Raw genomic sequence first — 23,650 nt, 5'->3', positions numbered from 1 at the left:
ACGCTATTCGGCAACGAAACGGGGCACGCTCGGCGACTGAATGTATCCGTCGCGCGTTTGGGGTGTTTTGATGCCTAACACGTTCCCGGCAATTTGCGTGCGCAGGATCTGCGCTGTGCCGCCGCCGATGGTGAACATACGTACATCGCGATACATGCGTTCCAACGGTTCGCGGTCACTGTAACCGCGCGCGCCAAAGACCTGCAAGGCATCGTTGACGACCTTGATCGCCATTTCCGACGCAAACAGCTTGGCCCGCGCCGCCGCAGTCATGTCCGGGAAAAGGCTGCCATCCGGACCACGGGATCGCGCCGCATCGTGCAGCATCAAGCGCGCCGCATGTACCTGCGTGTCCATATCTGCCAACATCCACTGTAATCCTTGGAACTCAGCCAATGGGCGGCCAAACTGCTCGCGGTCAAGCAGGTACCGCTTCGCATGGTTCAGCGCTCCGGCTGCGACGCCCAGTGCAATCGTACCGGCCCCGACACGCTGTGAATTGTATGCGTTCATCAGATCGGCAAAACCACGGCGTAACCCGGACGGCGGCACAAGAAGCCACTTCTCGTCTACCTCGACATCCTCGAAGCGCAGCTCGGCTTCGGGCATCCCGCACAGACCCATCGTACGCTCGCGGCCCATGACATGAAAGCCATCCGGCACGGCGCCCGCTGCGGGATCAACGAAAACGATAAATCCACCAATGCCCAGGTCATTCCCGGCCTCGTCCAACACGCGGGCAAAAACCAGGTGGAGCTTTGAAACGCCACCACCCGTGATCCAGTGCTTTGCACCGTTCAGGATATATCCGTTTCCGTTCTTGCGGGCTGTCGTGCGCATTTCCGTGGCTGCACTGCCCGCCTCGGGCTCGGTGATACAAATCGCCGGCTTGTCCCCAGCCAGCACATGCTGTGCACAAAAGGCTTTCTGCGCATCCGTGCCGTACGCCATGACGGCGCTAATACCGCCCATATTCGCCTCAACGACGACCCGCGCCGTCAATGTGCAAGCTTTGGCAATCTCTTCGACAACCATGGCCACCTCAAGGAAATCAGCGCCGCCGCCGCCCAACTCCGGAGGGATGGACATACCCATGATCCCGGCGTCGGCCAATTCCTTCACATTCTGCCAGCAATAGCTGCGGGTCGTGTCCCAATGGCCTGCACACCGTTCGAAACCCGGCGCCAGTTCCTTTGCAACCTCAACAAGCGGCTGTGTCATAGCAATGGTCCCTCAGCTCTTGCGCCTAGGGTACGCTTGCTAAAATTCAGAACAATCGAGTAAAATTGAATACCAAATTCAGGAACTCTGAACTTATGCAAACACGCGCACTCAGAAGTCTGGTCAAGATTTCGGCCGTCGGTTCATTTGCCACGGCAGCGGACCAACTGAACATGACGCTTTCGGCACTCTCCATGCAGATAAAGTCGCTGGAAGGTGAGTTGGACGTCAATCTCTTTGACCGATCTGTGCGCCCCCCGCGCCTAACGCCCATCGGGCGTTCGATCGTTCACGAGGCCAAAGCGCTGCTGCAGCGCGAGGACAGCCTGGTCGAACTCTGTCGACCCAGCGACGCTTTGGTTGGACATTTCAGACTTGGCTTCATTACAACAGCAGCCGTGCGGTTGCTGCCCCCCTTTCTGGAAAGCGCAAAGCAAAGCGCGCCACATGCGATGTTTGAATTTGAAACAGGGCTGTCCAGCACACTGCAAAACAAGGTTCTCACCGGTCAACTCGATGCGGCGGTCGTGACGGATGCAGATGGCCTGCCCGGCGCACTGTCAGCAACTGTGATCGGCAAGGAACCGTTCGTATTTGCGGCTCATCAAAAACTCATGACGGATGGAATGAGCGGCCTCCTTGCGGATCAGACGTTCTTCCACTTCATGCCAAACACGGGAATCGGCAAACTTATCGCATACGAAATGGCCAAGCATAAACGACGAGATACAGCCAAAACAGTCGTGTTGGATAATCTCGAAGCGATCATGGAATGCGTCACCAGCGGCATTGGCTTCACGTTGCTTCCCGAACCTGATGTTGATCGCTATCGAACCGGGCCCGTCCAGAAGGTGCTTCTGCCCCGTCCGTTGCGCCGAACGCTTGTTCTGGCAACATTGCGGGAAGGCGCATTGGCCCCGCGCGAAGCTGCCTTGGCCTCCTTGCTGGTTGGACAGCACTCGTAAGTACGCAAAGTCGCCCACCAGGCGGTTGGTATTACCTTGCCCTGTACGTGCATCACCGGGCTTGCAGGACACGCACGACAGATCGCCGACCATGCGATACGGCTTGCATATGTAACTCATTAATGATACGAAACATCTCAAAAATAGATAAATTATCCCTTCCTACAGAATACCAAGATTTCCTTTTCGCGCAAAGATAATGCCAGATTGATTTCCAATTAAGTCCAGAATAGTATCTCAACATGGCACTCCCAGTCGAAACCTTCTTCTTGCAACCCGGCCATCAAGGTACCCTTCAAAGTCAGGTGCAGCAGATGATTGCCCACGGCATCCTGTCCGGGCGCTTTGGACCTGGGGAAAAGCTGCCCTCAACCCGCAAACTGGCGGCCCATCTGGGCATCAGTCGGATCACGGTGACGCTGGCCTATACAGAACTCGTCGCCTCCGATTACCTAACCGCACGCGGCCGCTCCGGCTATTATGTGTCGGCCAACGCACCAGTCCCGCCCAGCTACCAGCCGCAGCCCGCATCAGGCGACGCCGTTGACTGGACCCGCGCCATCGGGCAACGCTTTTCAGGCGGCCTGACCCTCAGCAAGCCACAGGACTGGGCACGTTTCAAATACCCGTTCATCTATGGACAGACAGATCCGCAGCTCTTTGACCACGCCAACTGGCGCCAGTGCGCGTTGCAGGCACTGGGGCAACGTGACTTCGCCGCGCTCACATCCGACTACTTCGACCAGGACGATCCCCAACTCATTGAATTCATCCAGCGCAACACGCTGCCGCGCCGCGGCATCTCGGCCAATGCCGACCAGATCCTCATCACACTCGGCGCACAGAATGCGCTATGGCTGGCAGCTCAAATCCTTCTGACCCAACGCCGCACAGCCGCATTCGAGGATCCCTGCTATCCAGCCCTGCGCGAGATCCTGAACCAGTCACGCTGCCACCTCGCACCGGTGCGGGTGGACCGGGATGGATTGCCACCGGACGGCATCCCACCAGACACGGACGTCATCTTTTCCACGCCCAGCCATCAATGCCCGACAACCTCAACGATGCCCGTAGCACGCAGGCAGGCACTGCTGGACCGCGCACGCGAACTGGATGCCCTGATTGTCGAAGATGACTACGAGTTCGAGATGTCCTTCCTCGAACCACCGTCGCCCGCCCTCAAATCCATGGATGTAGACGGGCGCGTCATCTACGTTGGCAGCTTCTCCAAGTCGCTGTTTCCGGGACTGCGGCTGGGCTATCTTGTTGGCTCGGAACCCTTTGTACGCGAGGCGCGCGCGTTGCGCACATCGGTCCTGCGCCACCCCCCAGGGCACATCCAGCGCACCGCCGCCTACTTCCTGTCGATGGGCCACTACGATGCGCAAATCCGCAAGATGGGCGCGGCCCTGCACGCCCGCCGTGACGCGATGCAAGCCGGCATCGAAACCCATGGGCTCGAAATCGCAGGTCAAGGCGCCTTCGGCGGCTCCTCCTACTGGATGCGCGCCCCAAATGACGTTGATACACGCGAGTTGGCCAAAAGCCTGCAAGAGACCGGCGTGCTGATCGAACCGGGGCACGCATTCTTTTCCGGGGATGACCAGCCTACAGGTTTTTACCGCTTGGGCTACTCTTCTATTCACGTGGATCGGATCCGCGATGGAATTGGACTGATCGCACAAGCACTACCACACTAGCCTGGACTTATTTGGAGATTACAACTGGCCCTAACCCCAAACCCGCCACACCAGTAACGTCACATCCAACAATTCCGGGGCGATTCGACGCCCCCGCCCTCTATTGGAGACTGCCCCATGAAGATGACCACCGAAGAAGCATTCGTGAAGTGCCTGCAGCGCCACGGGATTGAGCACGCCTTTGGCATTATCGGCTCGGCCATGATGCCCATTTCCGACATCTTCCCCGATGCGGGTATCAAATTCTGGGACTGCGCCCACGAAGGATCTGCCGGCATGATGTCTGACGGCTATACCCGCGCGACGGGCAAGATGTCGATGATGATCGCCCAAAACGGTCCCGGCATCACCAACTTCGTAACGGCTGTGAAAACCGCTTACTGGAACCACACTCCGCTGCTGCTGGTGACGCCGCAAGCCGCAAACAAGACAATCGGTCAAGGCGGTTTCCAGGAAGTCGAGCAGATGAAACTGTTCGAAGATATGGTTTCCTATCAGGAAGAAGTCCGTGATCCGACCCGTGTCGCCGAAGTTCTGACCCGCGTGATCAGCCAGGCCAAGCGTCTGTCTGGCCCGGCCCAGATCAATATCCCGCGTGACTTCTGGACCCAAGTCGTGGACATCGAAATTCCTGACCCCATCGAATTCGAAGCGTCCCCCGGCGGTCAAAACTCGGTTGCCGAAGCGGCGGCCATCCTGTCCGCGGCGAAGAACCCCGTCATCCTGAACGGCGCTGGCGTTGTCCTGTCCAAGGGTGGTCTCGCAGCCTCGCAAGAACTGGCCGAGCGTCTGACAGCACCCGTCTGCGTGGGCTACCAGCACAACGACGCGTTCCCCGGCAACCACCCGCTGTTTGCTGGCCCGCTGGGCTACAACGGCTCCAAGGCCGGTATGCAGCTGATCTCGGAAGCGGATGTTGTTCTGTGCCTTGGCACGCGCCTCAACCCGTTCTCGACCTTGCCAGGCTATGGCATCGACTACTGGCCCACGGATGCGAAAATCATCCAGGTCGACATCAACCCCGATCGCATCGGCCTGACCAAGAAAGTCACCGTGGGCATCGTGGGTGACGCGGCCAAAGTGGCCAATGGTATCCTGTCGCAGCTGGCGGATGATGCAGGCGACGCAGGCCGTGACGCACGCAAGGACAAGATCGCTCAGACAAAATCGGCATGGGCCCAAGAACTGACGTCGATGACCGAAGAGCAGGACGATCCCGGCACCAACTGGAACGAGCGTGCACGTGCAGCAAAACCTGACTGGATGGCACCTCGCATGGCGTGGCGTGCGATCCAGGCCGCTCTACCGGTCGAAGCCATCATCTCCTCCGACATCGGCAACAACTGCGCCATCGGCAACGCCTATCCGTCCTTCGAAGAAGGCCGGAAGTACCTGGCACCCGGCCTGTTTGGTCCTTGTGGTTACGGCCTTCCCGCCATCGTGGGCGCGAAAATCGGCCAGCCCGACGTGCCGGTTGTCGGCTTTGCCGGTGACGGCGCCTTTGGCATCGCGGTGAACGAACTGACAGCGATCGGCCGTGGCGAATGGCCTGCCATCACGCAGATCGTTTTCCGCAACTACCAGTGGGGTGCGGAAAAGCGGAACTCGACGCTTTGGTTCGACGACAACTTCGTCGGCACCGAGTTGGACGAGCAAGTGTCTTATGCCGGTATCGCGAACGCGTGTGGCCTGAAGGGCGTTGTGGCACGCACGCAAGAAGAGCTGACAGCCGCCCTCAACCAGGCGATCAAGGATCAAATGGAAAACGGCATCACCACGCTGATCGAAGCCATGATCAACCAGGAACTGGGCGACCCGTTCCGCCGCGACGCGATGAAGAAGCCCGTCAAAGTGGCTGGCATCTCCAAAGACGATATGGTTCCGCAAACTGTGGCCTAGTCTGCTAAGACCCGAGGGGATGGGCACGCGCCCGTCCCCTCTTTTTCATTTTTGAAAGGTGGTTTCGTGCCCCAATCCTTCCTGTCTGACGCCACAGCAATTGCACCTGCGCACATCATCGAAATGGCGCAAAAGGCGGCCAGCCCCCGCGTGGCCATTGCCCGCGCTGGTGCGCCCCTGCCAATGCTGGCAGCCAAGGAAGCCACCGAAGCCAACATGATGATCCCCGTCTTCACGGGTGAGCGTCACATGATCGAGGCCGAGGCTGAAAAGCTGAATTGGAACATCTCGGGTTTCGAGCTGATCGAAGCCGAGGGTGAAGCAGCCTCTGGTGCTGCTGCCGCACTGGCCTGTGGCGAAGGCCGCGCTGATGTGTTGATGAAGGGCCAGCTACATACCGACGCATTCATGCGCGCCGCCGTGTCCCGCGATGCGGGGCTTCGCACAGGCCGCCGCTTTGTCCACATCTTCCACATCACTACAGCCGACGGCACCGGGTCGATCACCATCTCCGATGCTGCCGTCAACGTGACCCCAGACATTGCAACGCGTCAGGACGCGACGGCCGAAGTGGTCAAGCTGCTCCACAAGCTGGGCAATGCCCGACCCAAGGTCGCGTTCCTGTCTGCCACAGAATCCGCCATCGAAAGCGTACCGTCCTCCATGGAGGGGCGCGCGCTGCGCGATTGGGCGCGCGCGAATATCGCGGATGCCGATTTCTCCGGCCCACTGGCCTTTGACCTGATAATGTCCCCCAAATCCGTGGCGACCAAGAAGATGACCGACGATCCGGTTGCTGGCAAAGCCGACGCAATCATCGTGCCCGACATCGTATCGGGCAACGGGCTGTTCAAATCCTTCGTCTACCTTGCCGGTGGTTGCGCAGGCGGCATCGTCATGGGCGCAAAGGTGCCAATCCTTTTGACCTCGCGCGCGGACCCACCTGCGGCCCGCCTGTCTTCCGTGGCCCTCGGGGCTATCATGGCCGCCGCATGATCCTTGTCGTCAATGCAGGCTCCTCCTCCATCAAGGTCGCGCTGTTCCAGCCCGACCTGACAGAAGTGATGGCAGGACAGGTCAGCGGCATTGGCGGCGCATTGGCCCACCTGACACTTGGGGACGAAGACCAGAACGTCAACGCACCCGATCATGACGCGGCACTGACGACGATCCTCGACAGCCTCACCAGACAGGGGATCACGCCGGACCATTTGACGGCGGCAGCCCACCGCGTGGTGCATGGCGGCACCTCCTTGGTTGATCCCTGCGCCATCGATGTCACCGTGATCGCCGGGATCGAAGCGGCAACGCCGCTCGCGCCCTTGCACAACCCAAAGAACCTTGCGGGCATCCGCGCCCTGCAAACCCTCGCACCCGCCTTGCCCCAATACGCCAGCTTCGGCACCGCGTTCCACGCAAACCAGCCCGAGGTTGCGACCACCTATGCCCTGCCCAAGGAACCCCGCTCCATGGGCATCCGCCGCTACGGGTTCCACGGCCTCAGCTACGCCTGGATTGTCACGCAATTCGGCGACGCGCTGCCCGAGCGGCTGCTCGCTTTCCATCTTGGCTCCGGCGCCTCCCTCTGTGCTATTCACAAGGGCACGTCGGTCGCAACATCCATGGGTTACTCCCCTCTGGACGGTCTGACCATGTGCACCCGCTCGGGCGCCATTGACGGCATGGCCGTCCTGCGGCTGGCCGAGATCTATGGGCCTGGCGCAGCGGCACACATGCTCAATCATGAAAGCGGGCTCAAGGGGCTTGGCGGCAGCAACGACATGCGCCTGCTGTTGGCCGCCGACACCGACGCGGCACGCCTCGCCGTTGAACACTTCTGCTACTGGGCCGCACGGCACGCAGGTTCTGCCATCGTCGCGATGGGCGGTCTTGACGCAGTCGCTTTCACGGGTGGCATCGGCGAGAATGCAGAGCCCATTCGAACCCGTATCATGGAACACTTGCGGCTTTTCGGCGATGTCCCGGTACATGTGGTCAAAGCCGACGAAGAACGCCAAATCGCAACTGGCGCCCGCGCCCTCATACAAGGAGACACCTGATGCCCAAAGACCAACCGGATATCAACCTGTCCCCAAAAGTCTCGGACGAAGTCCGCAAGACCACCTGTTACATGTGCGCTTGCCGCTGCGGGATCAACGTGCACCTCAAGGATGGTAAAGTTGCCTATATCGAAGGCAACCGCGATCACCCGGTGAACCAGGGTGTGCTCTGCGCCAAGGGCTCCGCAGGCATCATGCAGGTCAACGCCCCGTCGCGCCTGCGCAAGCCACTAAAGCGTGTGGGTGAACGCGGCTCCGGTGAATTCCAAGAAATCGAATGGGATGAAGCCCTGCAAATCGCAACCGATTGGCTGGCCCCCATCCGTAGGGATGACCCGTCGAAACTCGCCTTTTTCACCGGCCGTGACCAAAGCCAAAGCTTCACGAGCTTCTTCGCCCAGAACTTTGGCACGCCTAACTACGCCGCACATGGTGGTTTCTGCTCGGTCAACATGGCCGCCGCGGGCATCTACACGATGGGCGGCGCATTCTGGGAATTCGGCCAGCCCGACTGGGACCACACCAAGCTGTTCATGCTGTTCGGCGTCGCCGAAGACCACGACAGCAACCCGATCAAGATGGGGATTGGCAAGATCAAGGGCCGCGGCGCCCGTGTCATCGGCGTGAACCCGATCCGCACCGGCTACAACGCCGTGGCCGATGATTGGGTCGGCATCACACCCGGCACCGACGGTCTGTTCATTCTGTCGATGGTCCATTGCCTGATGAAAGCGGGCAAGATCGACGTGAACTATCTTGCCCAATTCACCAACGCGCCCTGCCTTGTGAACGGTGACGAAAAGTCCCCGGAATTCGGCCTCCTGCTGCGCGACGATGATGGCAAAGAACTGGTGATGGACCGCGCCACCGGCAAGCTAACCCCGTTCGATCAGAAGGGCGTGAAACCCGACCTCACTGCCACGCATCGCCACGCAGGCATATCACACCGCACCGTCATGCAGCACATGGCCGAACGCTACCTGTCGGATGAATACGCCCCCGAAGCTGTGGCCGACCGCGTCGGCATCTCTGCCAAACGCATCCGGACCCTGGCCGCCGAGATTGCCCGCGTCGCCTTTGACGAAGCGTTTGAGCTGGAACAGGAATGGACCGACTTCCGTGGCGAGACGCATAAAACGATGCAAGGTCGTCCCGTGTCCTTCCACTCCATGCGCGGCATCTCTGCCCACGCCAACGGGTTCCAGACCTGCCGCGCGCTACATGTGCTGCAAATCCTTTTGGGCAGTGTTGAGGTCCCCGGAGGCTTCCGCTTCAAACCGCCCTACCCCAAACCCGCCACAGCGCACCCCAAACCCCATTGCGGCGTGCAACCTGACTGCCCGCTCGACGGCCCTCACCTCGGCTTCGTGCAAGGCCCCGACGATCTGGCGCTGAAAGAAGACGGCACACCCGCCCGCATCGACAAAGCCTTCACTTGGGAAAACCCGATGAGCGCCCATGGCCTGATGCATATGGTGATCTCGAATGCACACGCAGGCGATCCTTACAAGATCGACACGCTGTTCATGTATATGGCGAACATGTCGTGGAACTCCTCCATGAACACTCGTGGCGTGATGGACATGCTGACGGACAAGGACGAGGACGGCGAATATGTCATCCCACGCATCATATATTCGGATGCGTATAGCTCAGAAATGGTGGCCTATGCCGACCTGATCCTGCCAGACACGACCTACCTCGAACGTCACGACTGCATCTCCCTGCTCGACCGCCCGATCTGTGAGGCCGATGCCGCCGCCGATGCTATCCGCTGGCCGGTGATTGAACCCGACCGCGACGTACGCGGCTTCCAGTCTGTACTATGCGAACTCGGCGGCAAGCTCGGCCTGCCCGGCTTCACCAACGAAGACGGTAGCCAGAAATATGCCGACTATGCCGACTACATCGTCAACCACCAGCGCAAGCCGGGCATTGGCCCGCTCGCGGGGTTCCGCGGGGACGGCGATCAGGCCGGCCGCGGCGATGTGAACCCGGACCAGCTCGACAAATACATCGAAAACGGCGGTTTCTTTGTCGAACACATCCCGGACGGCGCGAACTACTACAAACCATGGAACGCCGACTATCAGGATTGGGCGGTGAACCTCGGACTCTACGACAGCCCACAACCCTACCTGTTCTCGCTCTATGTAGAACCGATGCGGCGCTTCCAACTGGCGGCCGAAGGACACGGCGACCGCCAGCCCCCCGACCACCTGCGCGAACGGATCAAAGCGACAATGGACCCGCTTCCAATCTGGTACGACCCCGCGCCGGAAAACAAGGTGGACGACTTCCCCATCACAGCGCTCACACAGCGCCCCATGGCAATGTACCACTCGTGGGGGTCGCAAAATGCGTGGCTCCGGCAACTCCACGGTCACAACCCGCTCTACCTGCCAACCAAGCTGATGCGTGACAACGACCTCAGTGACGGCGATTGGGCCAAGGTGACCTCGCCCCACGGCGAAATCACCGTTCCAGTCCTCGAAATGGCCGCGCTCAACGAAAACACGATCTGGACGTGGAATGCGATCGGCAAGCGCAAAGGGGCCTGGGCGCTCGACGAAAACGCACCCGAAGCGACCAAGGGCTTCCTTCTGAACCACCTGATGCACGAGCTGCTGCCGCCCAAGGGTGACGGACTGAGATGGGCCAACTCCGACCCGATCACGGGGCAAGCGGCGTGGTTCGACCTCAAGGTGCGCATCGAAAAAGCCGAAGCTCCCACCGAATCCCAGCCCGCAATGGAGCCCATCAAATCGCCCGTGGGCAAAGGGCCAAAGCAACTCACATGGAAGGTGGGCAAATGACACCGATCCAGCGCACCCTCCTTGCCATCGCGGCCTTCGTCACGATTGCCGTCGGCACATTCATCTACTTCATCACCAACTGGGACGCCTCCAAGGCGGAACCAATTGGCGCCAATGGCAACGCTGCTCCCTTCATCTTGCCAAATAAACTCCGGGGTCTGGGGCAGAGCCCCAGTCCTGCCCTCTCAACGAGGACAACCGCATGACCACCCTTCCCAAATCCACAGACCGCAAACTCGGTCTTGTCATCGACCTCGATACCTGTGTCGGCTGCCACGCTTGCGTGATCTCGTGCAAAGGCTGGAACACCGAAAACTACGGCGCACCTCTTTCGGATACCGATGCGTATGGCAGTGATCCGTCCGGCACATTCCTGAACCGTGTCCACAGCTACGAAGTGCAGCCCGAACAGGGCGAAGCGCAACTAATCCACTTTCCCAAATCCTGCCTGCATTGCGACGACGCACCTTGCGTCACGGTCTGCCCCACGGGGGCCAGCTACAAACGGGTCGAGGATGGGATCGTTCTGGTCAACGAAAGCGACTGCATCGGGTGCGGTCTCTGCGCATGGGCCTGCCCGTACGGCGCACGCGAAATGGACGCGGTCGAAAAGGTGATGAAAAAATGCACCCTCTGTGTTGACCGCATCTATAACGAAAACCTGCCCGAGGAAGACCGCGAACCGGCTTGCGTGCGCACATGTCCCGCAGGCGCACGCCACTTCGGTGACTTCGCCGACCCAGACAGCAACGTGTCCAAACTCACCGCCGAACGCGGCGGCATGGACCTGATGCCGGAACAAGGCACCAAGCCCGTGAATCAATACCTGCCGCCACGTCCCAAGGACACGTTGTCCGAAGGCGCGGGCGACATCGACATCCTTGCCCCCTACCTCGAACCCGTCGCACAGGAAGCCAAGGGCTTCCTTGGCTGGCTCGACAAGACGTTGGAGAAACTCTGATGCATCCAGCCCCCTCAGTCATCTTCTTCACGGTCTTTTCCGGCATTGGCTTCGGCCTTCTGACCTTCCTCGGCCTCGGCTACCCCGCGGTCACGGGCTGGATGGCCTTCGCCTTCTTTGTCATCGCCTACCTGTGCGCGGTGGGCGGGCTGATTTCGTCCACCTTCCACCTCGGGCGCCCCGAACGGGCGATGAAAGCGTTCACGCAATGGCGCAGCTCATGGCTCAGCCGCGAAGGCGTCTGCGCTGTCATTGCACTGATCGTCATGGCGCTTTACGGCATGGGCCTTGTGTTCTTTGGTCAACGCTGGGGCCTGCTGGGCCTGATCGGCGCGATCTTCTCACTGCTGACCGTGTTCACCACCTCCATGATCTACACCCAGCTCAAGAGTATCCCACGCTGGAACTCCCCGCTGACACCGGCCATGTTTCTCAGCTTTTCAATGGCCGGTGGGGCGTTGCTCGCCGGTCAAGTCAGATGGGCCATGGCGCTGATCGCCATCTCGGGCGTCATTCAGGTGGTGCTTTGGGTGCAAGGCGATGGCGCACTGAAAAACTCCGGCACCACGCTCGCAACGGCCACCGGCCTTGGCAATCGGGGAAGCGTGCGTGCGTTTGAACCGCCACACACCGGCACGAACTATCTGCTGCGCGAATTTGCATTTGTCGTGGGGCGCAAGCACAGCATGAAACTGCGGATCATCTCATTCGTGCTGATGGTGGTTCTGCCGGTCCTGCTGCTGGCGGCCGCGCCATTCTCGCATGGCCTCGCGCTTCTTGCAGTGATCAGCCACGTGGCAGGCGCGCTTGCCTCACGCTGGCTGTTCTTTGCAGAGGCCGAACATGTGGTCGGCCTCTACTACGGCAAACGATAAAAACAAGGCGGGCCATAAAGCCCGCCTTTTCACTTTCAGAGAAGCCCAGCGCGCACCAGGGCCGCGTCGACCATGGCCTTGGTCTCATCTGCTAAACCGGTCAGCGGCAAACGCACTTCGTCCGAACACAAGCCCAGACGCGACATCGCATACTTCGCACCGACTAGACCCGGCTCGGTAAAGATCGCCTTATGCAGCGGCATCAGCTTGGTCTGTAAGTCCAGCGCGGTCACATAGTCGCCTGCAAGGCACGCTTCCTGCATCTGGCTCAACAGCTTCGGCGCCACATTGGCGGTCACGGAAATGCAGCCTACACCGCCCACGGCGTTGAATCCATGCGCCACCGCATCTTCAGCACACATCTGGATGAAATCAGTGCCACAGGTGATGCGTGTGTCGCACACACGGGCCATATCACCGGTGGCATCTTTGACGCCGACAATGCGGGGCAGTTTAGCCAACTCGCCCATCGTCTCGGGCGTCATGTCGATCACCGACCGGCCCGGAATGTTGTAGATAAAGATCGGGATATCGGCGCAATCATGCAGCGCCGTATAGTGCGCAATCAAACCACGCTGCGTGGGCTTGTTGTAATAGGGCGTCACGACCAAAGCAGCATCGGCACCAACGCGCGCGGCATGCTCGACAAAACGGATGGCTTCCACCGTGTTGTTCGACCCGGCCCCGGCAATCACCGGCACCCGACCCGCAGCAGCCGTCACAACGGTTTCAATCACCGTCTCGTGCTCCTCATGGCTCAGCGTGGGGCTTTCGCCCGTGGTCCCCACAGGCACCAACCCGTGCGATCCTTCACCGATATGCCATTCGACCAGCTTCTTGAGGGTTTCCAGATCCAAAGCGCCGTTACGAAACGGCGTGACGAGGGCAGGCATAGAACCTTTAAACATTCTCACGCTCCTTTTTTACGTTTGGCAGGCAGAGGGCCTGGGATGATTTTCGCATATGTCCGGAAACGTGAGTTGAAACATCACGGCCAACACATATCCTCTAGGCTCTAGCCATGCGACGACAGGAATTGCAAGTCATGACCCGGATTGCCCTTGCCCTGACCCTGTTTTTTGCACTGTCTGTGGCGGCTTTGGCGGAACGCCCCCGCCCGCTTGGCTGGGCGATGGAAGCGCTGCGTTCCGGCAACTGGGACAGTGCGGCAGCGCTGGCCGCACGCGACGGAGAGGTAGCCGCTGATGTCATCGAATGGCAACGCCTGCGCGCCGCGCGTGGAACCTATGCCGACGTCGTCGCCTTCCTTCAGCGACGCCCCGACTGGCCGGGCGAGGCGCTGCTGCGCGAACGATCAGAAGAGGTCGTGGCCGACCAATCCGACGCTGACATCCTGTCCTTCTTCGAAAATGTCGGCCCACAAACACCCGAGGGCGTCCTTGCCCACGGCACTGCCCTGATCCGTGCGGAGCGGGCGGGCGAGGCAGAGGCGAACCTCGTGCTGGCGTGGCGCACGATGCCCATGGAGAGCGCCACGCAAGCGCGCTACCTCGCCGCACACTCCGATCTTCTGAAACCGCACAACGCTGCGCGCCTCGACTCGCTGCTCTGGTCCGGCGACTTCACCAGCGCCCGCCGCATGTTCGACCTCGTGGACAAGGGCCAAAGCGCCCTCGCCCAGGCCCGCATCGGCCTACGTGCACTGGCAGACAATGTTGACGCCTTGATCGAAGCCGTGCCAGACACCTTGCAGGACGATCCCGGCCTCGCCCACGCCCGCTTTGAATGGCGGCTGCGCAAAGGGCGCTGGGACGACGCCAAGGCGCTGCTAATGGACCGCTCCCGCTCCGTCGACACCCTCGGTCGACCCGACGAATGGTCCAACCGCCGCCGCGCCCTTGCACGGGACGAGATGCGGGATGGGGACGCCGCCCTTGCCTACCAACTCGCCACCCGGCACTTCCTGACCGAAGGGTCCGCCTATGCCGATCTGGAATGGCTGTCAGGCTACATCGCCCTGCGTTTGCTCAAAGACCCCGAGGTCGCACTCGGCCACTTCCAGAACCACCGCAACGCCACCCGCTCCCCCATCTCGCGCGGACGCGCAGGTTACTGGATCGGCCGCGCGCACGAAGCGATGGGCAATACCGAAGAAGCCCAAGCCGCCTATGCCGAGGGGGCGCAATACCAGACCTCCTTTTATGGCCTCCTCGCCGCCGAAAAGGGCGGCCTCCCCATTGAGCCCGGCCTTGACGGTTCCGAGCAATTTGAACCTTGGCAGGACAGCCCCCTCGCCACCCGCGACCTGTTCGAAGCCGGCCTCCTGCTGCAAGCCTCCGGAGAACTCTCACTGGCTGAACGGTTCTGGACCCACCTCGCCGAAAGCCTCGACCGAGCGGAAGCCGGTCAGCTCGGCCAAGCCGCCGTCGACGCGGATCAGCCACATCTCGGGGTGATGATCGGCAAACGCGTCGCACAGCGGGGCATCACGATCCACGCGCCCTACTACCCGCTGCACCCATTGGCCGAGGCCGACCTGCCCATGGCCCCCGAAATGTCGCTCGCCATCGCCCGCCGCGAATCCGAATTCGACCCGGTTGTGCAATCCAGCGTCGGCGCGCGCGGGCTGATGCAGGTCATGCCCGGCACAGGGCGCGAGGTTGCGGCCAGCCTTGGACTCTCTGACGATCACACAACAGGCCGCATGATCTCCGACCCCGCCTATAACGCAAAGCTGGGGGCCACATATCTCAGCCAACTGGCACGGCGCTTCGATGGCAACGTTGTCCTGATGTCTGCCGCCTACAACGCGGGTCCCTCGCGCCCCAACCAGTGGATGCTGCGCTATGGCAATCCGCGCGCTGAGCGGGACGATTTCGACGTCATCGACTGGATCGAACACATTCCCTTCCGCGAGACCCGCAACTACGTCATGCGCGTCACCGAAAGCCTGCCCATCTACCGGGCACGGCTGGGCAAGGACCCTCTGCCGATCCCGTTCAGCGAGGAACTCGTGGGCTCAACCCTGCTGTCGTTCGCGCCAAAGGGTGAATAGGCCCGCTGCCACGATGATGGCAGCCCCCATGATAACGTTGATCTCCAGCACCTCGCCAAAGATGCTGATGCCCACCAGCGCGGCAAAGACCATCTGGAAATAGGCAAAGGGTTGCACGGCACCCGCCTCCGCCACCTCGTAGGTGCGGATCAGCAGCCAGTGGCCCAAGGCGCCCGTCAAACACAACGCGCCCATCCAGCCCCAATCCGGGCCGGTCATCGGCTCCCAAAACCAGACACCCACACAGGTCATCGCAACGGCCCCCGTGGTCCCGGTCCAGAAAAAGCTGGTCGCCGTGCTGTCATCCCGCGCGACATAGCGGGTCAGCAATCCATAGATGGCAAACATGATGGCCGAGGCCAGCGGGATCACCGCCGCCGGATCAAAGACACCCAGGCCGGGTTTCAGGATGAACAAAACTCCCACGAAACCAACGCCAATCGCAGCCCAGCGCCGCCAACCCACATGCTCGCCCAATATCGGCCCAGACAGGGCAGCAACCAGCAGCGGATAAGCGGCAAAGACGGCATGGCTTTCCACCAGCCCCAACACGGTAAAGGCCGTGACCATCACGCAAATCTCAGCGGCCAACAACAGCCCACGCAGCCCCTGCACCACGGGCTGCCGCGTTTGCGCCGCCGCCCGCACACCGCCCGCCTTGCGCGCAGCAATGGTGATGACAAAGGCAGCAAAGAACCAATACCGGATCATCACCACCATGAAGACGTTGTACTCCCCGGCCAAGTGGCGAGAGATACCATCCTGGCTCGCAAACACCACCGACACTGCGATCATCAGCGCAATGCCCAACCGCGTGTTGTTGCCTTGGCTCACCCGAAAACGCCCCGTGTCATATGCCGCTTGCGGCCAAAGCCCGGTGTTCGGGTGACGGTAAATCCCGCCTCCTCCAACCCACGCCGTACGAAGCCCGCGGCCGTATAGGTTGCGGCTGTCCCCGCGGGGACAGTATGGCGCGCCACGTCAGCCATGAGGTCCGCGCCCCACAGCTCGGGGTTCTTGGCGGGCGAAAACCCGTCCAGAAACCACGCATCAGCCTTACCGTCCCACTTCGGCAGCGTCTCGCGCGCATCCCCTTCGATCACGGTCAACGTCGCATCCTCAAAATCAGCGGACCCACCACCTGCGGCCACAAGCTGCGCCGCCAACCCCGCAACCTCTGGAAACACGGCCAACGCTTTCTCCATGGCGTCCACTTCCATCGGAAACGCCTCAAAACTGGTGAAATGCAAGCGCCCCTCAACGCCAGCAGCGCGCCATGCGGCCCACGCGGTCAAAAAGTTCAGCCCCGTGCCAAACCCCAATTCGGCCACATGAAACCCATCCCGGAACCGCGCGGGCAGGTCATTGCCGTCCAGAAACACATGCCGCGTCTCGGCCAGCCCGTTGTCGAGGGAGAAATACGGATCGTCAAAGCGCGTGGACACCGGCACTGCGCCGTCGCGCCACTCAAGCTCTGCCCGCTGGTCCTGCATCATCTGCCCCTGTAGAAGGTGTCGCGGCGACCTTGGCGAAAGGCATCTGGAATGGCAACGGCAGACATCACCGTCCGCGGCGCGGGCATCTTTGGCCTGTCCATCGCGTGGGTCCTCACCCAGCGTGGCGCGCGGGTGCAGGTGGTCGATCCGAACGGGCTCGGCGCGGGTGCGTCAGGCGGGATCGTGGGCGCACTCGCCCCGCATGTGCCGGAAAACTGGAACGCCAAAAAACAGTTCCAACTGGAAAGCCTGCTGATGGCAGAAACCTTCTGGGCCGAGGTCGAGGCCGCAAGCGGTCAGTCCCCCGGCTATGCCCACACAGGTCGCTGCCAACCCATCGCCGACGACGCGGCGCTGAAGCTCGCCCGACAACGCAGCGAAACGGCCAAAACCCTCTGGGGTGACGCCGCCACCTGGACCGTCCGGCCCATCGCAAACCCCAACTGGGCGGCGCATAGCCCGACGGGCATGGAAATTTTCGACACCCTCAGCGCCCGCATCCACCCCCGTCAAGCGTGCGCGGCCCTCGCCGCCGCACTGAAGACCCAAGGCGTCAACATCCAAAGCAAAGCGCCCGAGACCGACACCACTATCCACGCCACCGGCGTCGCAGGCCTCGAAGAGCTGAACACAAGCCACACCCGCATGGTGGGCGCCGGGATCAAGGGACAAGCCGCCCTTCTGGACTTCGCCGCACCAGACGCTCCCCAACTCTTCGCCGACACACTGCACATCATCCCGCATGCCGACGGAACGACGGCCATCGGATCGACAACGGAACGAGACTACGACAGCCCCACCGACACGGACACGCAATTGGACGACATCCTGACCCGCGCCCGCGCCGCCATCCCGGCGCTACAGGATGCACAAGTGCTGGCCCGATGGGCCGGCCTGCGCCCCCGCAGCCGCAGCCGCGCGCCAATGCTGGGACCATGGCCGGACAGGCCGGGGCACTACATTGCGAACGGAGGGTTCAAGATCGGTTTTGGCATGGCCCCAAAGATCGCCCAGACCATGGCCGACCTCATCCTCGACGGACGCGATACCATCCCGCAAGGGTTCGAGGTCGCGGCCTCGCTCTAGGCCACCGCCTCCATGCATTGCCGCCCGTCCGGGCCGCGCACCCACAACTTTCGACCCTTCCGGCAAAACGTCCCCACCTCGTGATGCATTAGGGGCGATGTCGCCCGAAACCGAAACTGCTTAAGCGGCCCCAACCCCGCCTCCGCCAACAGCATCAGATGCTGCGCCAACAGCGGGCCATGCACACCCAACCCGTCATACCCCTCAACATCGCGCGCATAGGGTTGGTCATAGTGGATGCGGTGACCATTGAAGGTCAGCGCCGAATAGCGAAACAGCAGCGTGGCATCAAAGCTGTGAGGCTGCGCGACATCCTCATCCGTTGCCCCAACGGGCGGCACCGGACGCGGCGCGTTCAGATCGGGGTCGTGACGATAGACAAGGTCCTGCCACTCGGTCACACACAGCGCCCCGTCCTGCCAAATCTCATGCCGCAATGTGACAAAGGCCAACGGCCCGGTCCGCCCCTCCTTGCGCGTTGCACTTTCGCACGACGTCACCTTCTCCGCCCTCACGCCAAGCAACAGCGGCGCATGGAACTGCAACCGCCCCCCGGCCCACATGCGGCGGGGCAATCCCATGTCGGGGATGATCCCACCCACCTTCGGATGCCCATCCCGGCCCAGCGTTTCGGGCGGCTCGGGGGACCAGAAATAGAGCTGGTGAAAGAACGGCGGCATTGGCGCACCAGCCGCAAGGTCCGGCACACGCCCCAAAGCCACCTGCATGGCGCGGGCGCGGGCGGGGTCCATCACATCGCTTTGACGAAGCGGATCATCGTTGGCACTCTGCATGGGTGCACCCTGCGCGACGGAGCCGGAAAATGGAACAACCCACTCTCTACAGCCTCGATCATCTTGTCATCACCGCGGCAGACATGGATGCCACAATCGCATTCTACACCAAGGTCCTCGGCATGGCGCATCGCGTGCTCGAAACCCCCGGCGAACGCCCGCGCCACGCGCTGTTCTTTGGCGCGCACAAGATCAATCTGCACCAGTTGGGGGCAGAGTTCGAACCCAAGGCGCGCAAAGCCGATGCGGGCACAGCCGACCTGTGCTTCCTGACCGAAACATCACTCAGGGATTGGCAGGCGCATTTGGAAGCGACAGGCACAGCGATCGAGCTGGGACCTGTCGCGCGCACCGGGGCACAATGGCCCATGCAATCGCTGTATGTCCGCGACCCTGACGGCAACCTGATCGAAATCGCCGCTCGGGCGGACTAGCGTCCGATCTCAGCGCGCAGGGATTGCATCAGCTGGGTCAACTCGCGGACATAGATCTCGCCCGTCAACTGGCCGTCATCGTCAAACTGGCTCGAACAAGCGGCCAGATGAATCTCCGGCCCCTGCAGGATGCGCGGACGGAACGGCACCATATAGCCGCGCAACACCATCTGCGCACGCTCACCCCCGGCCCGTCCGGCAGCCGCGGATATCACGGCGACGGGTTTGTCTGCCCACGGACGCCCCTCGACCCGGCTGACCCAATCCAGCGCGTTCTTCAACACACCGGGGGGGGGCCTTGTTGTATTCCGGGGTGGAGATCACAACCGCATCAGCCTCTGCGATCTGACGGGCGATCAGCTGGGCCGCCTCGGGCACCCCTTCGGACGCTTCCACATCACCATCATACAAAGGCATGTGCAGATCGGCCTCGACATAGGTGCAATCGCCAAACAATCGGGCGGCTTCGCGCACCAGCTTGGTGTTGGTGGATGCCTTGCGCAGCGACCCCGAAATGCCGAGGAGTGTTGGCGTCGTCATGATCTGTCCCTTGTATCGTTATCGCCGGTAACATGGCGCGATCACCCCATAACGCAAGAGGCCCCGGAACATCTCCGGGGCCTCTGATACTGAATTGTCGCTGGTGATTACTGCCGGTTGGGCAGGATCACGATCTCGACCCGACGGTTCTGCTGCTTGCCTTCGGGGCTCAGGTTCGTCGCGATGGGCTGGCTTTCGCCACGGCCAAAGGTTTGAACGCGGTTGAACGGCACGCCCTGGTTCAGCAACACATCGGCAACCGCATTGGCGCGGCGCTCGGAAAGCTGCTGGTTGAACGCGGCATCACCGTCGCTGTCGGTGTGGCCGACGACCTGCACGGTCGACGCCGGATAGCGCTCAAGGCTGCGCGCCAGCGCCGCCATGTCCGAATTCAGACCCGGACGCACGGTAAAGCTGTTGACGGCAAACAGGATCGCTTCGGGGAAAGATACGATCAGACGGTCGCCCGTGTTGGTGATGGTCACACCGCTGGCCAGTTCGCGCCGCAGCTCGGCCTCTTGCTGGTCAAGGTCATAACCGATGGCCCCACCGACAAGGCCGCCGACGACAGCCCCGGCAAGGGCTGTGTTGCGGTTGCCTGTTACGGCTCCGATTACAGCACCCGACGCGGCCCCGATGGCAGCACCCGTGTTGCGTTTCTGGTTGATCGGCTCGCCGCTTGGTCCAACGGTGCCCAAGGAGCCGGGATCAGTACACGCGCTCAGCGCAACAACGGCGCCCATGGCGATGACGGTGGGGAATTTAAGCATATCTATGGTCCTACTGCCTTCCAAGACGGGGCCATGTTCGGGCATGACCCTTTATGGGAATGCAAGATAGGTGCGTACGGCCCCCATAAATAGGGGGAAAATATGATAAGCAGCATCCTGCCCATCATTGTGATCAACGGGTTACCGGAAAATCAGGCCTCAACGCGGGCAGATTCATAGGCCAGCAAGGCCCGCTTGACGGGCAAACCCCAATGATAGCCCCCAAGCCCGCCGGATTTGCGCAACGCCCGGTGGCACGGGATCAGCCAGCTGACCGGGTTACGACCCACTGCCGTCCCCACGGCGCGCACCGCGCGCGGATTGCCGATGCTTTCCGCGATCTCGGAATAGGTGGTCACATGCCCGGACGGGATCTGCAGCAGCGCCTCCCACACCTTGATCTGGAACGGGGCACCGATCAGGTATAGCGGTGCTTCCTTCAACTCTGCATCCTCCGCACCAAAGGCGGCCAACACCCAAGGGCGCAGGCGCGTCGGATCTTCGACAAACACAGCCTTGGGCCAACGGCGCAAAAGGTCCTGCATCGCCAAGTCCTCGCCCATCTCGGCGGCGAAACCCAGGCCACAAATCCCCTTGTCAGTGCCCATGACAAGAGCCAGACCAAAGGGGCTGTCAAACCACCCCCAGAATATGGTCAGTCCCTCACCACCCTTGGCATAGTCTCCGGGGCTCATGGCCTCCCAGCGAAGGAACAGGTCATGCAGACGACCCGATCCGCTCAGACCCGTGGCATGGGCCGTTTCAAGAGTGGTAAAACGCTCGTTCAGCAGCGCCTTGGCATGGCCCAACGCCAGATATTGCTGAAACCGCTTGGGCGACACGCCGACCCAACGCGAGAAAACGCGTTGAAAATGCGCCGGACTCATGCCCATCTCGCCTGCCAAAGAATCAAGGCTCATTGGTTCATCCGCCCCGTCGATCAGATCGATGGCACGGCGCATGACATTGAAGTGGTAGCCGCTTTCGGCGTCATTGTGCTGTGTCTGTTCCATGCTGGGAACCTAGAGGATGCACGCGCGGCAATCGACCCGATTCCTGCGGGAAGACACGTATGTCGACTATGCGGGACACAGTTCACTTTCGTTGCAACTGTGCCAATGTCAGCTTGTCAGACCCCCGTCTTGCGAAAGAAGCAATTCTGTCAGCGTCGTCGCCTCGGGCAGGTTTTATAACCTCGGTCCCTGTCATTGATGGGCCTTCTATTGTTGTTGGTCGACCGCGAAAGTCTTATCTGTAGCGGTCCATTTTCTGATCCATTCCCATCCGCCGAGCGCATCCACAAGCGGCGAGATTTCGCTTTCGAAACGCTGCCATTTCGCAATTGCACCCGTATTGATCTTCGCCCTCACCTGCGTGACAGAGGCCGTTCGCACCACGCCTTCCCGTTTTTCCGGCTCAAGACGGGTTGGACTCCATTCCAGATCAAGGTGGTCAAGCAGGGCTTTAATTTGTGGCTCCGGTGAAGAAACAAGTGCCTCGTAGGACTGCCAGCGAAACGCGTCTCCCAATTTCATCCGGTAATCCTCTGCAGAACTGAACACTGCCCGCGTCATCTTGCCGATTGCATCAAGGGATTTTGAAAATGGATGTGCGTCGAAAAAGTTAGTCGAAAAGTTCGATAGCCCGACATCCAGAGGGTGACGCGACATGAACACGAAACTGGCGTCCGGCAACACGCGTTTGGCAAACCCCAGCTCGAAGATATTCAACGGCGTCTTGTCCACCAGAACGCGGGGCAGACCCGAAACAACCAGTTTGGAACATCGGTCAAGATATCGCTGGCCAAGTGCCTTTGCATCGTCTTCCGACAGTGTTGTGTACCAGTCCCATGCGCCCGACAGTCCGACATGACGACGATACTGATCAAGGCAATCCTTTAGCGCAGTCGTCTCTCCAATAGTGCCGACATCGGGGTGGCGTGACAGAATGCTTTCAACAAGTGTCGTGCCTGATCTCGGCATACCCACGACAAATACAACGCGTGTTACGCCGGTGGTATCCGACGCATATGTGGAATCAAAAACGGGGTAAGTTTTGATCTGACTCTCTACGTGGATATCCACTGCTTTGGCATCGTAGGTTCCGGGGCTGAGGGCCTTGGCCTTTCTCCAGTTGAAGAACGCAGCTTTGGTATTCTCCGCCTCGTCTTCGATGCGCCCAAGGGCATTGAATGCAGTTGCACGGTCAGCTGTGGTGAACTTCCGGGATTTCGTGATCTTGCGTAAGACGTTCGCACGGTGGCTATTTCTGGCAAAGGTTTTTATGCGGTTCAGATTGGCAAGGGCTTTGACCTCACTTGGGTTGAACCTCAGGGTATTCTCGAACGCGGCTTCTGCTTGGGCCTGATCGCCAACCGAAATCGCCATCGCTCCAAGCTTTCCCCAGGCAAGCGGGTTGTTTCCGATATCCTTTGCCACAAATTCAGTAAGTCTGATCGCGGTCTGATGATCCCCAAGATTCCAGTAACACGTCGCCATGTCATCCATCATCTCTGGGCTGGGCGGCAGAGTCCGCGAGATGTTCAGAAGATGTGCAAGGGCTGGTTTGTACGCGCCGTCACACAAGTATTGTGAGACAAAAGGCCGATGGTCGGAGTACGTGGTGCCACTGGCTCCATAGCGCTGCGCTTGCACCATCATAAACATCCTCGCTACATTTGTATGAGAACGGGCTATCGAAGCAATATTGAGAAAAACCTAATTGTTGCCATGCGCGACATTCGAGAACAAAAAGCGATAGAAGCCTGAGAGTGCTGGTTTGAACCTGAGACACCAATCCGAATTCTGAAGTCAGAACTCAGGTTGAATTTGATTCCAGCTAGTGCTTGACGCACGGTAGATACTCTAGCCTGCGCTCGAATCCAGGCAGGTACCCCTTGACCGAGAAGCCGCCATTCGTTCGTCCTACAGCATTTGCCATTTTGGGCTTGTCTTATGACTTCTGCATCGATCTGCGATGATTGATCCAGTGTTCTCTCGACTTTGGGGGGCATTGGT

At 60.7% G+C, this 23,650-nt stretch carries 20 protein-coding genes and 1 pseudogene; 12 read left to right on the top strand and 9 right to left on the bottom strand.

Annotation, left to right across the window (positions count from 1 at the left end; genetic code table 11):
• Positions 1–3 precede the first annotated feature (3 nt).
• Positions 4–1,221: a 3-sulfinopropanoyl-CoA desulfinase gene (gene acdA / locus Q1A75_RS18825; protein ID WP_299546683.1), complete on the bottom strand. Its 1,218-nt coding sequence runs from the start codon at positions 1,219–1,221 to the stop codon at positions 4–6.
• 95 nt (positions 1,222–1,316) lie between these two features.
• On the opposite strand from acdA, the gene Q1A75_RS18820 reads away from it, so the two are divergent.
• The 9 genes from Q1A75_RS18820 (at position 1,317) to Q1A75_RS18780 (ending at position 12,497) form a co-directional block, all read left to right on the top strand.
• Positions 1,317–2,186, top strand: a complete 870-nt coding sequence (locus Q1A75_RS18820; protein WP_299546685.1) for a LysR family transcriptional regulator — start codon at positions 1,317–1,319, stop codon at positions 2,184–2,186.
• 242 nt (positions 2,187–2,428) lie between these two features.
• The gene (locus Q1A75_RS18815) at positions 2,429–3,886 is read left to right on the top strand and encodes a PLP-dependent aminotransferase family protein (protein WP_299546687.1); all 1,458 of its coding nucleotides are present in this window, start codon (positions 2,429–2,431) and stop codon (positions 3,884–3,886) included.
• A gap of 117 nt (positions 3,887–4,003) precedes the next feature.
• Positions 4,004–5,785 (top strand): sulfoacetaldehyde acetyltransferase, encoded by a 1,782-nt coding sequence (gene xsc / locus Q1A75_RS18810; protein ID WP_299546689.1) that lies wholly within the window; start codon positions 4,004–4,006, stop codon positions 5,783–5,785.
• 66 nt (positions 5,786–5,851) lie between these two features.
• On the top strand, positions 5,852–6,781 hold the full coding sequence (locus Q1A75_RS18805; RefSeq protein WP_299546691.1) for a phosphate acyltransferase: 930 nt from the start codon (positions 5,852–5,854) through the stop codon (positions 6,779–6,781).
• Entirely contained in the window at positions 6,778–7,845 is a 1,068-nt protein-coding gene (locus Q1A75_RS18800) for an acetate kinase (RefSeq protein ID WP_299546693.1), read from the top strand. The genes Q1A75_RS18805 and Q1A75_RS18800 overlap by 4 nt, the downstream gene beginning before the upstream one ends.
• Positions 7,845–10,661 carry a molybdopterin oxidoreductase family protein gene (locus Q1A75_RS18795; RefSeq protein ID WP_299592270.1) on the top strand — a complete coding sequence of 939 codons (2,817 nt, stop codon included), beginning with the start codon at positions 7,845–7,847 and terminating at the stop codon, positions 10,659–10,661. The genes Q1A75_RS18800 and Q1A75_RS18795 overlap by 1 nt, the downstream gene beginning before the upstream one ends.
• A complete protein-coding gene (locus tag Q1A75_RS18790; protein WP_299554682.1) occupies positions 10,658–10,867 on the top strand; it encodes a hypothetical protein in 210 nt (69 codons plus the stop codon). The genes Q1A75_RS18795 and Q1A75_RS18790 overlap by 4 nt, the downstream gene beginning before the upstream one ends.
• Entirely contained in the window at positions 10,864–11,622 is a 759-nt protein-coding gene (locus tag Q1A75_RS18785; protein ID WP_299554679.1) for a 4Fe-4S dicluster domain-containing protein, read from the top strand. The genes Q1A75_RS18790 and Q1A75_RS18785 overlap by 4 nt, the downstream gene beginning before the upstream one ends.
• Positions 11,622–12,497, top strand: coding sequence for a DmsC/YnfH family molybdoenzyme membrane anchor subunit (locus tag Q1A75_RS18780; RefSeq protein WP_299554676.1), 876 nt, complete (start codon positions 11,622–11,624; stop codon positions 12,495–12,497). Before Q1A75_RS18785 ends, Q1A75_RS18780 begins: the two co-directional genes overlap by 1 nt.
• 35 nt (positions 12,498–12,532) lie before the next feature.
• Here Q1A75_RS18780 and dapA read toward each other — a convergent pair whose 3' ends face one another.
• Positions 12,533–13,405, bottom strand: a complete 873-nt coding sequence (gene dapA, locus Q1A75_RS18775) for a 4-hydroxy-tetrahydrodipicolinate synthase (protein WP_299554673.1) — start codon at positions 13,403–13,405, stop codon at positions 12,533–12,535.
• Between the two features lie 137 nt (positions 13,406–13,542).
• Between dapA and Q1A75_RS18770 the strand changes: the two genes are divergently transcribed.
• On the top strand, positions 13,543–15,513 hold the full coding sequence (locus Q1A75_RS18770; RefSeq protein WP_299554671.1) for a lytic transglycosylase domain-containing protein: 1,971 nt from the start codon (positions 13,543–13,545) through the stop codon (positions 15,511–15,513).
• On the opposite strand, the gene Q1A75_RS18765 is transcribed toward Q1A75_RS18770, so the two are convergent.
• Together Q1A75_RS18765 and mnmD are read right to left on the bottom strand one after the other, a co-directional pair.
• On the bottom strand, positions 15,478–16,347 hold the full coding sequence (locus Q1A75_RS18765; protein ID WP_299554668.1) for a DMT family transporter: 870 nt from the start codon (positions 16,345–16,347) through the stop codon (positions 15,478–15,480). The genes Q1A75_RS18770 and Q1A75_RS18765 overlap by 36 nt on opposite strands.
• A complete protein-coding gene (mnmD, locus tag Q1A75_RS18760) occupies positions 16,344–17,006 on the bottom strand; it encodes a tRNA (5-methylaminomethyl-2-thiouridine)(34)-methyltransferase MnmD (RefSeq protein WP_299554666.1) in 663 nt (220 codons plus the stop codon). Before mnmD ends, Q1A75_RS18765 begins: the two co-directional genes overlap by 4 nt.
• A 51-nt stretch (positions 17,007–17,057) precedes the next feature.
• Here mnmD and Q1A75_RS18755 point away from each other — a divergent pair, with 51 nt between their 5' ends.
• On the top strand, positions 17,058–18,095 hold the full coding sequence (locus Q1A75_RS18755) for an FAD-dependent oxidoreductase (protein ID WP_299554663.1): 1,038 nt from the start codon (positions 17,058–17,060) through the stop codon (positions 18,093–18,095).
• Here Q1A75_RS18755 and Q1A75_RS18750 read toward each other — a convergent pair.
• Entirely contained in the window at positions 18,092–18,889 is a 798-nt protein-coding gene (locus Q1A75_RS18750; RefSeq protein ID WP_299554660.1) for a MaoC family dehydratase N-terminal domain-containing protein, read from the bottom strand. The two genes, Q1A75_RS18755 and Q1A75_RS18750, sit on opposite strands and share 4 nt — an antisense overlap.
• A gap of 29 nt (positions 18,890–18,918) precedes the next feature.
• On the opposite strand from Q1A75_RS18750, the gene Q1A75_RS18745 reads away from it, so the two are divergent.
• Positions 18,919–19,323: a VOC family protein gene (locus tag Q1A75_RS18745; protein WP_299554656.1), complete on the top strand. Its 405-nt coding sequence runs from the start codon at positions 18,919–18,921 to the stop codon at positions 19,321–19,323.
• On the opposite strand, the pseudogene Q1A75_RS18740 reads toward Q1A75_RS18745, so the two are convergent.
• The 4 genes and pseudogenes from Q1A75_RS18740 to Q1A75_RS18725 form a co-directional block, all read right to left on the bottom strand.
• Positions 19,320–19,863, bottom strand: a pseudogene (locus Q1A75_RS18740) (NADPH-dependent FMN reductase). The gene Q1A75_RS18745 and the pseudogene Q1A75_RS18740 sit on opposite strands and share 4 nt — an antisense overlap.
• Before the next feature lie 107 nt (positions 19,864–19,970).
• Positions 19,971–20,633: an OmpA family protein gene (locus Q1A75_RS18735; RefSeq protein ID WP_299554653.1), complete on the bottom strand. Its 663-nt coding sequence runs from the start codon at positions 20,631–20,633 to the stop codon at positions 19,971–19,973.
• Positions 20,634–20,785: 152 nt separating this feature from the next.
• Positions 20,786–21,646, bottom strand: coding sequence for a bifunctional helix-turn-helix domain-containing protein/methylated-DNA--[protein]-cysteine S-methyltransferase (locus Q1A75_RS18730; RefSeq protein ID WP_299554650.1), 861 nt, complete (start codon positions 21,644–21,646; stop codon positions 20,786–20,788).
• A 207-nt stretch (positions 21,647–21,853) separates the two neighbouring features.
• Positions 21,854–23,290, bottom strand: coding sequence for a tetratricopeptide repeat-containing sulfotransferase family protein (locus Q1A75_RS18725; RefSeq protein ID WP_299554647.1), 1,437 nt, complete (start codon positions 23,288–23,290; stop codon positions 21,854–21,856).
• Between the last annotated feature and the right edge of the window lie 360 nt (positions 23,291–23,650).

Origin of the sequence: uncultured Tateyamaria sp. (assembly GCF_947504105.1) — a bacterium.
GTDB lineage: Bacteria > Pseudomonadota > Alphaproteobacteria > Rhodobacterales > Rhodobacteraceae > Tateyamaria.
Note: the sequence above shows the minus strand (reverse complement) of the source record. Positions and strands in the feature narration are given on the sequence as shown.

Coding starts and splice junctions, on each gene's coding strand:
- acdA (WP_299546683.1), bottom strand. CDS start 1,221: ATGACACAGCCGCTTGTTGAGGTTGCAAAGGAACTGGCGCCGGGTTTC.
- Q1A75_RS18820 (WP_299546685.1), top strand. CDS start 1,317: ATGCAAACACGCGCACTCAGAAGTCTGGTCAAGATTTCGGCCGTCGGT.
- Q1A75_RS18815 (WP_299546687.1), top strand. CDS start 2,429: ATGGCACTCCCAGTCGAAACCTTCTTCTTGCAACCCGGCCATCAAGGT.
- xsc (WP_299546689.1), top strand. CDS start 4,004: ATGAAGATGACCACCGAAGAAGCATTCGTGAAGTGCCTGCAGCGCCAC.
- Q1A75_RS18800 (WP_299546693.1), top strand. CDS start 6,778: ATGATCCTTGTCGTCAATGCAGGCTCCTCCTCCATCAAGGTCGCGCTG.
- Q1A75_RS18795 (WP_299592270.1), top strand. CDS start 7,845: ATGCCCAAAGACCAACCGGATATCAACCTGTCCCCAAAAGTCTCGGAC.
- Q1A75_RS18790 (WP_299554682.1), top strand. CDS start 10,658: ATGACACCGATCCAGCGCACCCTCCTTGCCATCGCGGCCTTCGTCACG.
- Q1A75_RS18785 (WP_299554679.1), top strand. CDS start 10,864: ATGACCACCCTTCCCAAATCCACAGACCGCAAACTCGGTCTTGTCATC.
- Q1A75_RS18780 (WP_299554676.1), top strand. CDS start 11,622: ATGCATCCAGCCCCCTCAGTCATCTTCTTCACGGTCTTTTCCGGCATT.
- dapA (WP_299554673.1), bottom strand. CDS start 13,405: ATGTTTAAAGGTTCTATGCCTGCCCTCGTCACGCCGTTTCGTAACGGC.
- Q1A75_RS18770 (WP_299554671.1), top strand. CDS start 13,543: ATGACCCGGATTGCCCTTGCCCTGACCCTGTTTTTTGCACTGTCTGTG.
- mnmD (WP_299554666.1), bottom strand. CDS start 17,006: ATGCAGGACCAGCGGGCAGAGCTTGAGTGGCGCGACGGCGCAGTGCCG.
- Q1A75_RS18755 (WP_299554663.1), top strand. CDS start 17,058: ATGGCAACGGCAGACATCACCGTCCGCGGCGCGGGCATCTTTGGCCTG.
- Q1A75_RS18750 (WP_299554660.1), bottom strand. CDS start 18,889: ATGCAGAGTGCCAACGATGATCCGCTTCGTCAAAGCGATGTGATGGAC.
- Q1A75_RS18745 (WP_299554656.1), top strand. CDS start 18,919: ATGGAACAACCCACTCTCTACAGCCTCGATCATCTTGTCATCACCGCG.
- Q1A75_RS18735 (WP_299554653.1), bottom strand. CDS start 20,633: ATGCTTAAATTCCCCACCGTCATCGCCATGGGCGCCGTTGTTGCGCTG.
- Q1A75_RS18730 (WP_299554650.1), bottom strand. CDS start 21,646: ATGGAACAGACACAGCACAATGACGCCGAAAGCGGCTACCACTTCAAT.
- Q1A75_RS18725 (WP_299554647.1), bottom strand. CDS start 23,290: ATGGTGCAAGCGCAGCGCTATGGAGCCAGTGGCACCACGTACTCCGAC.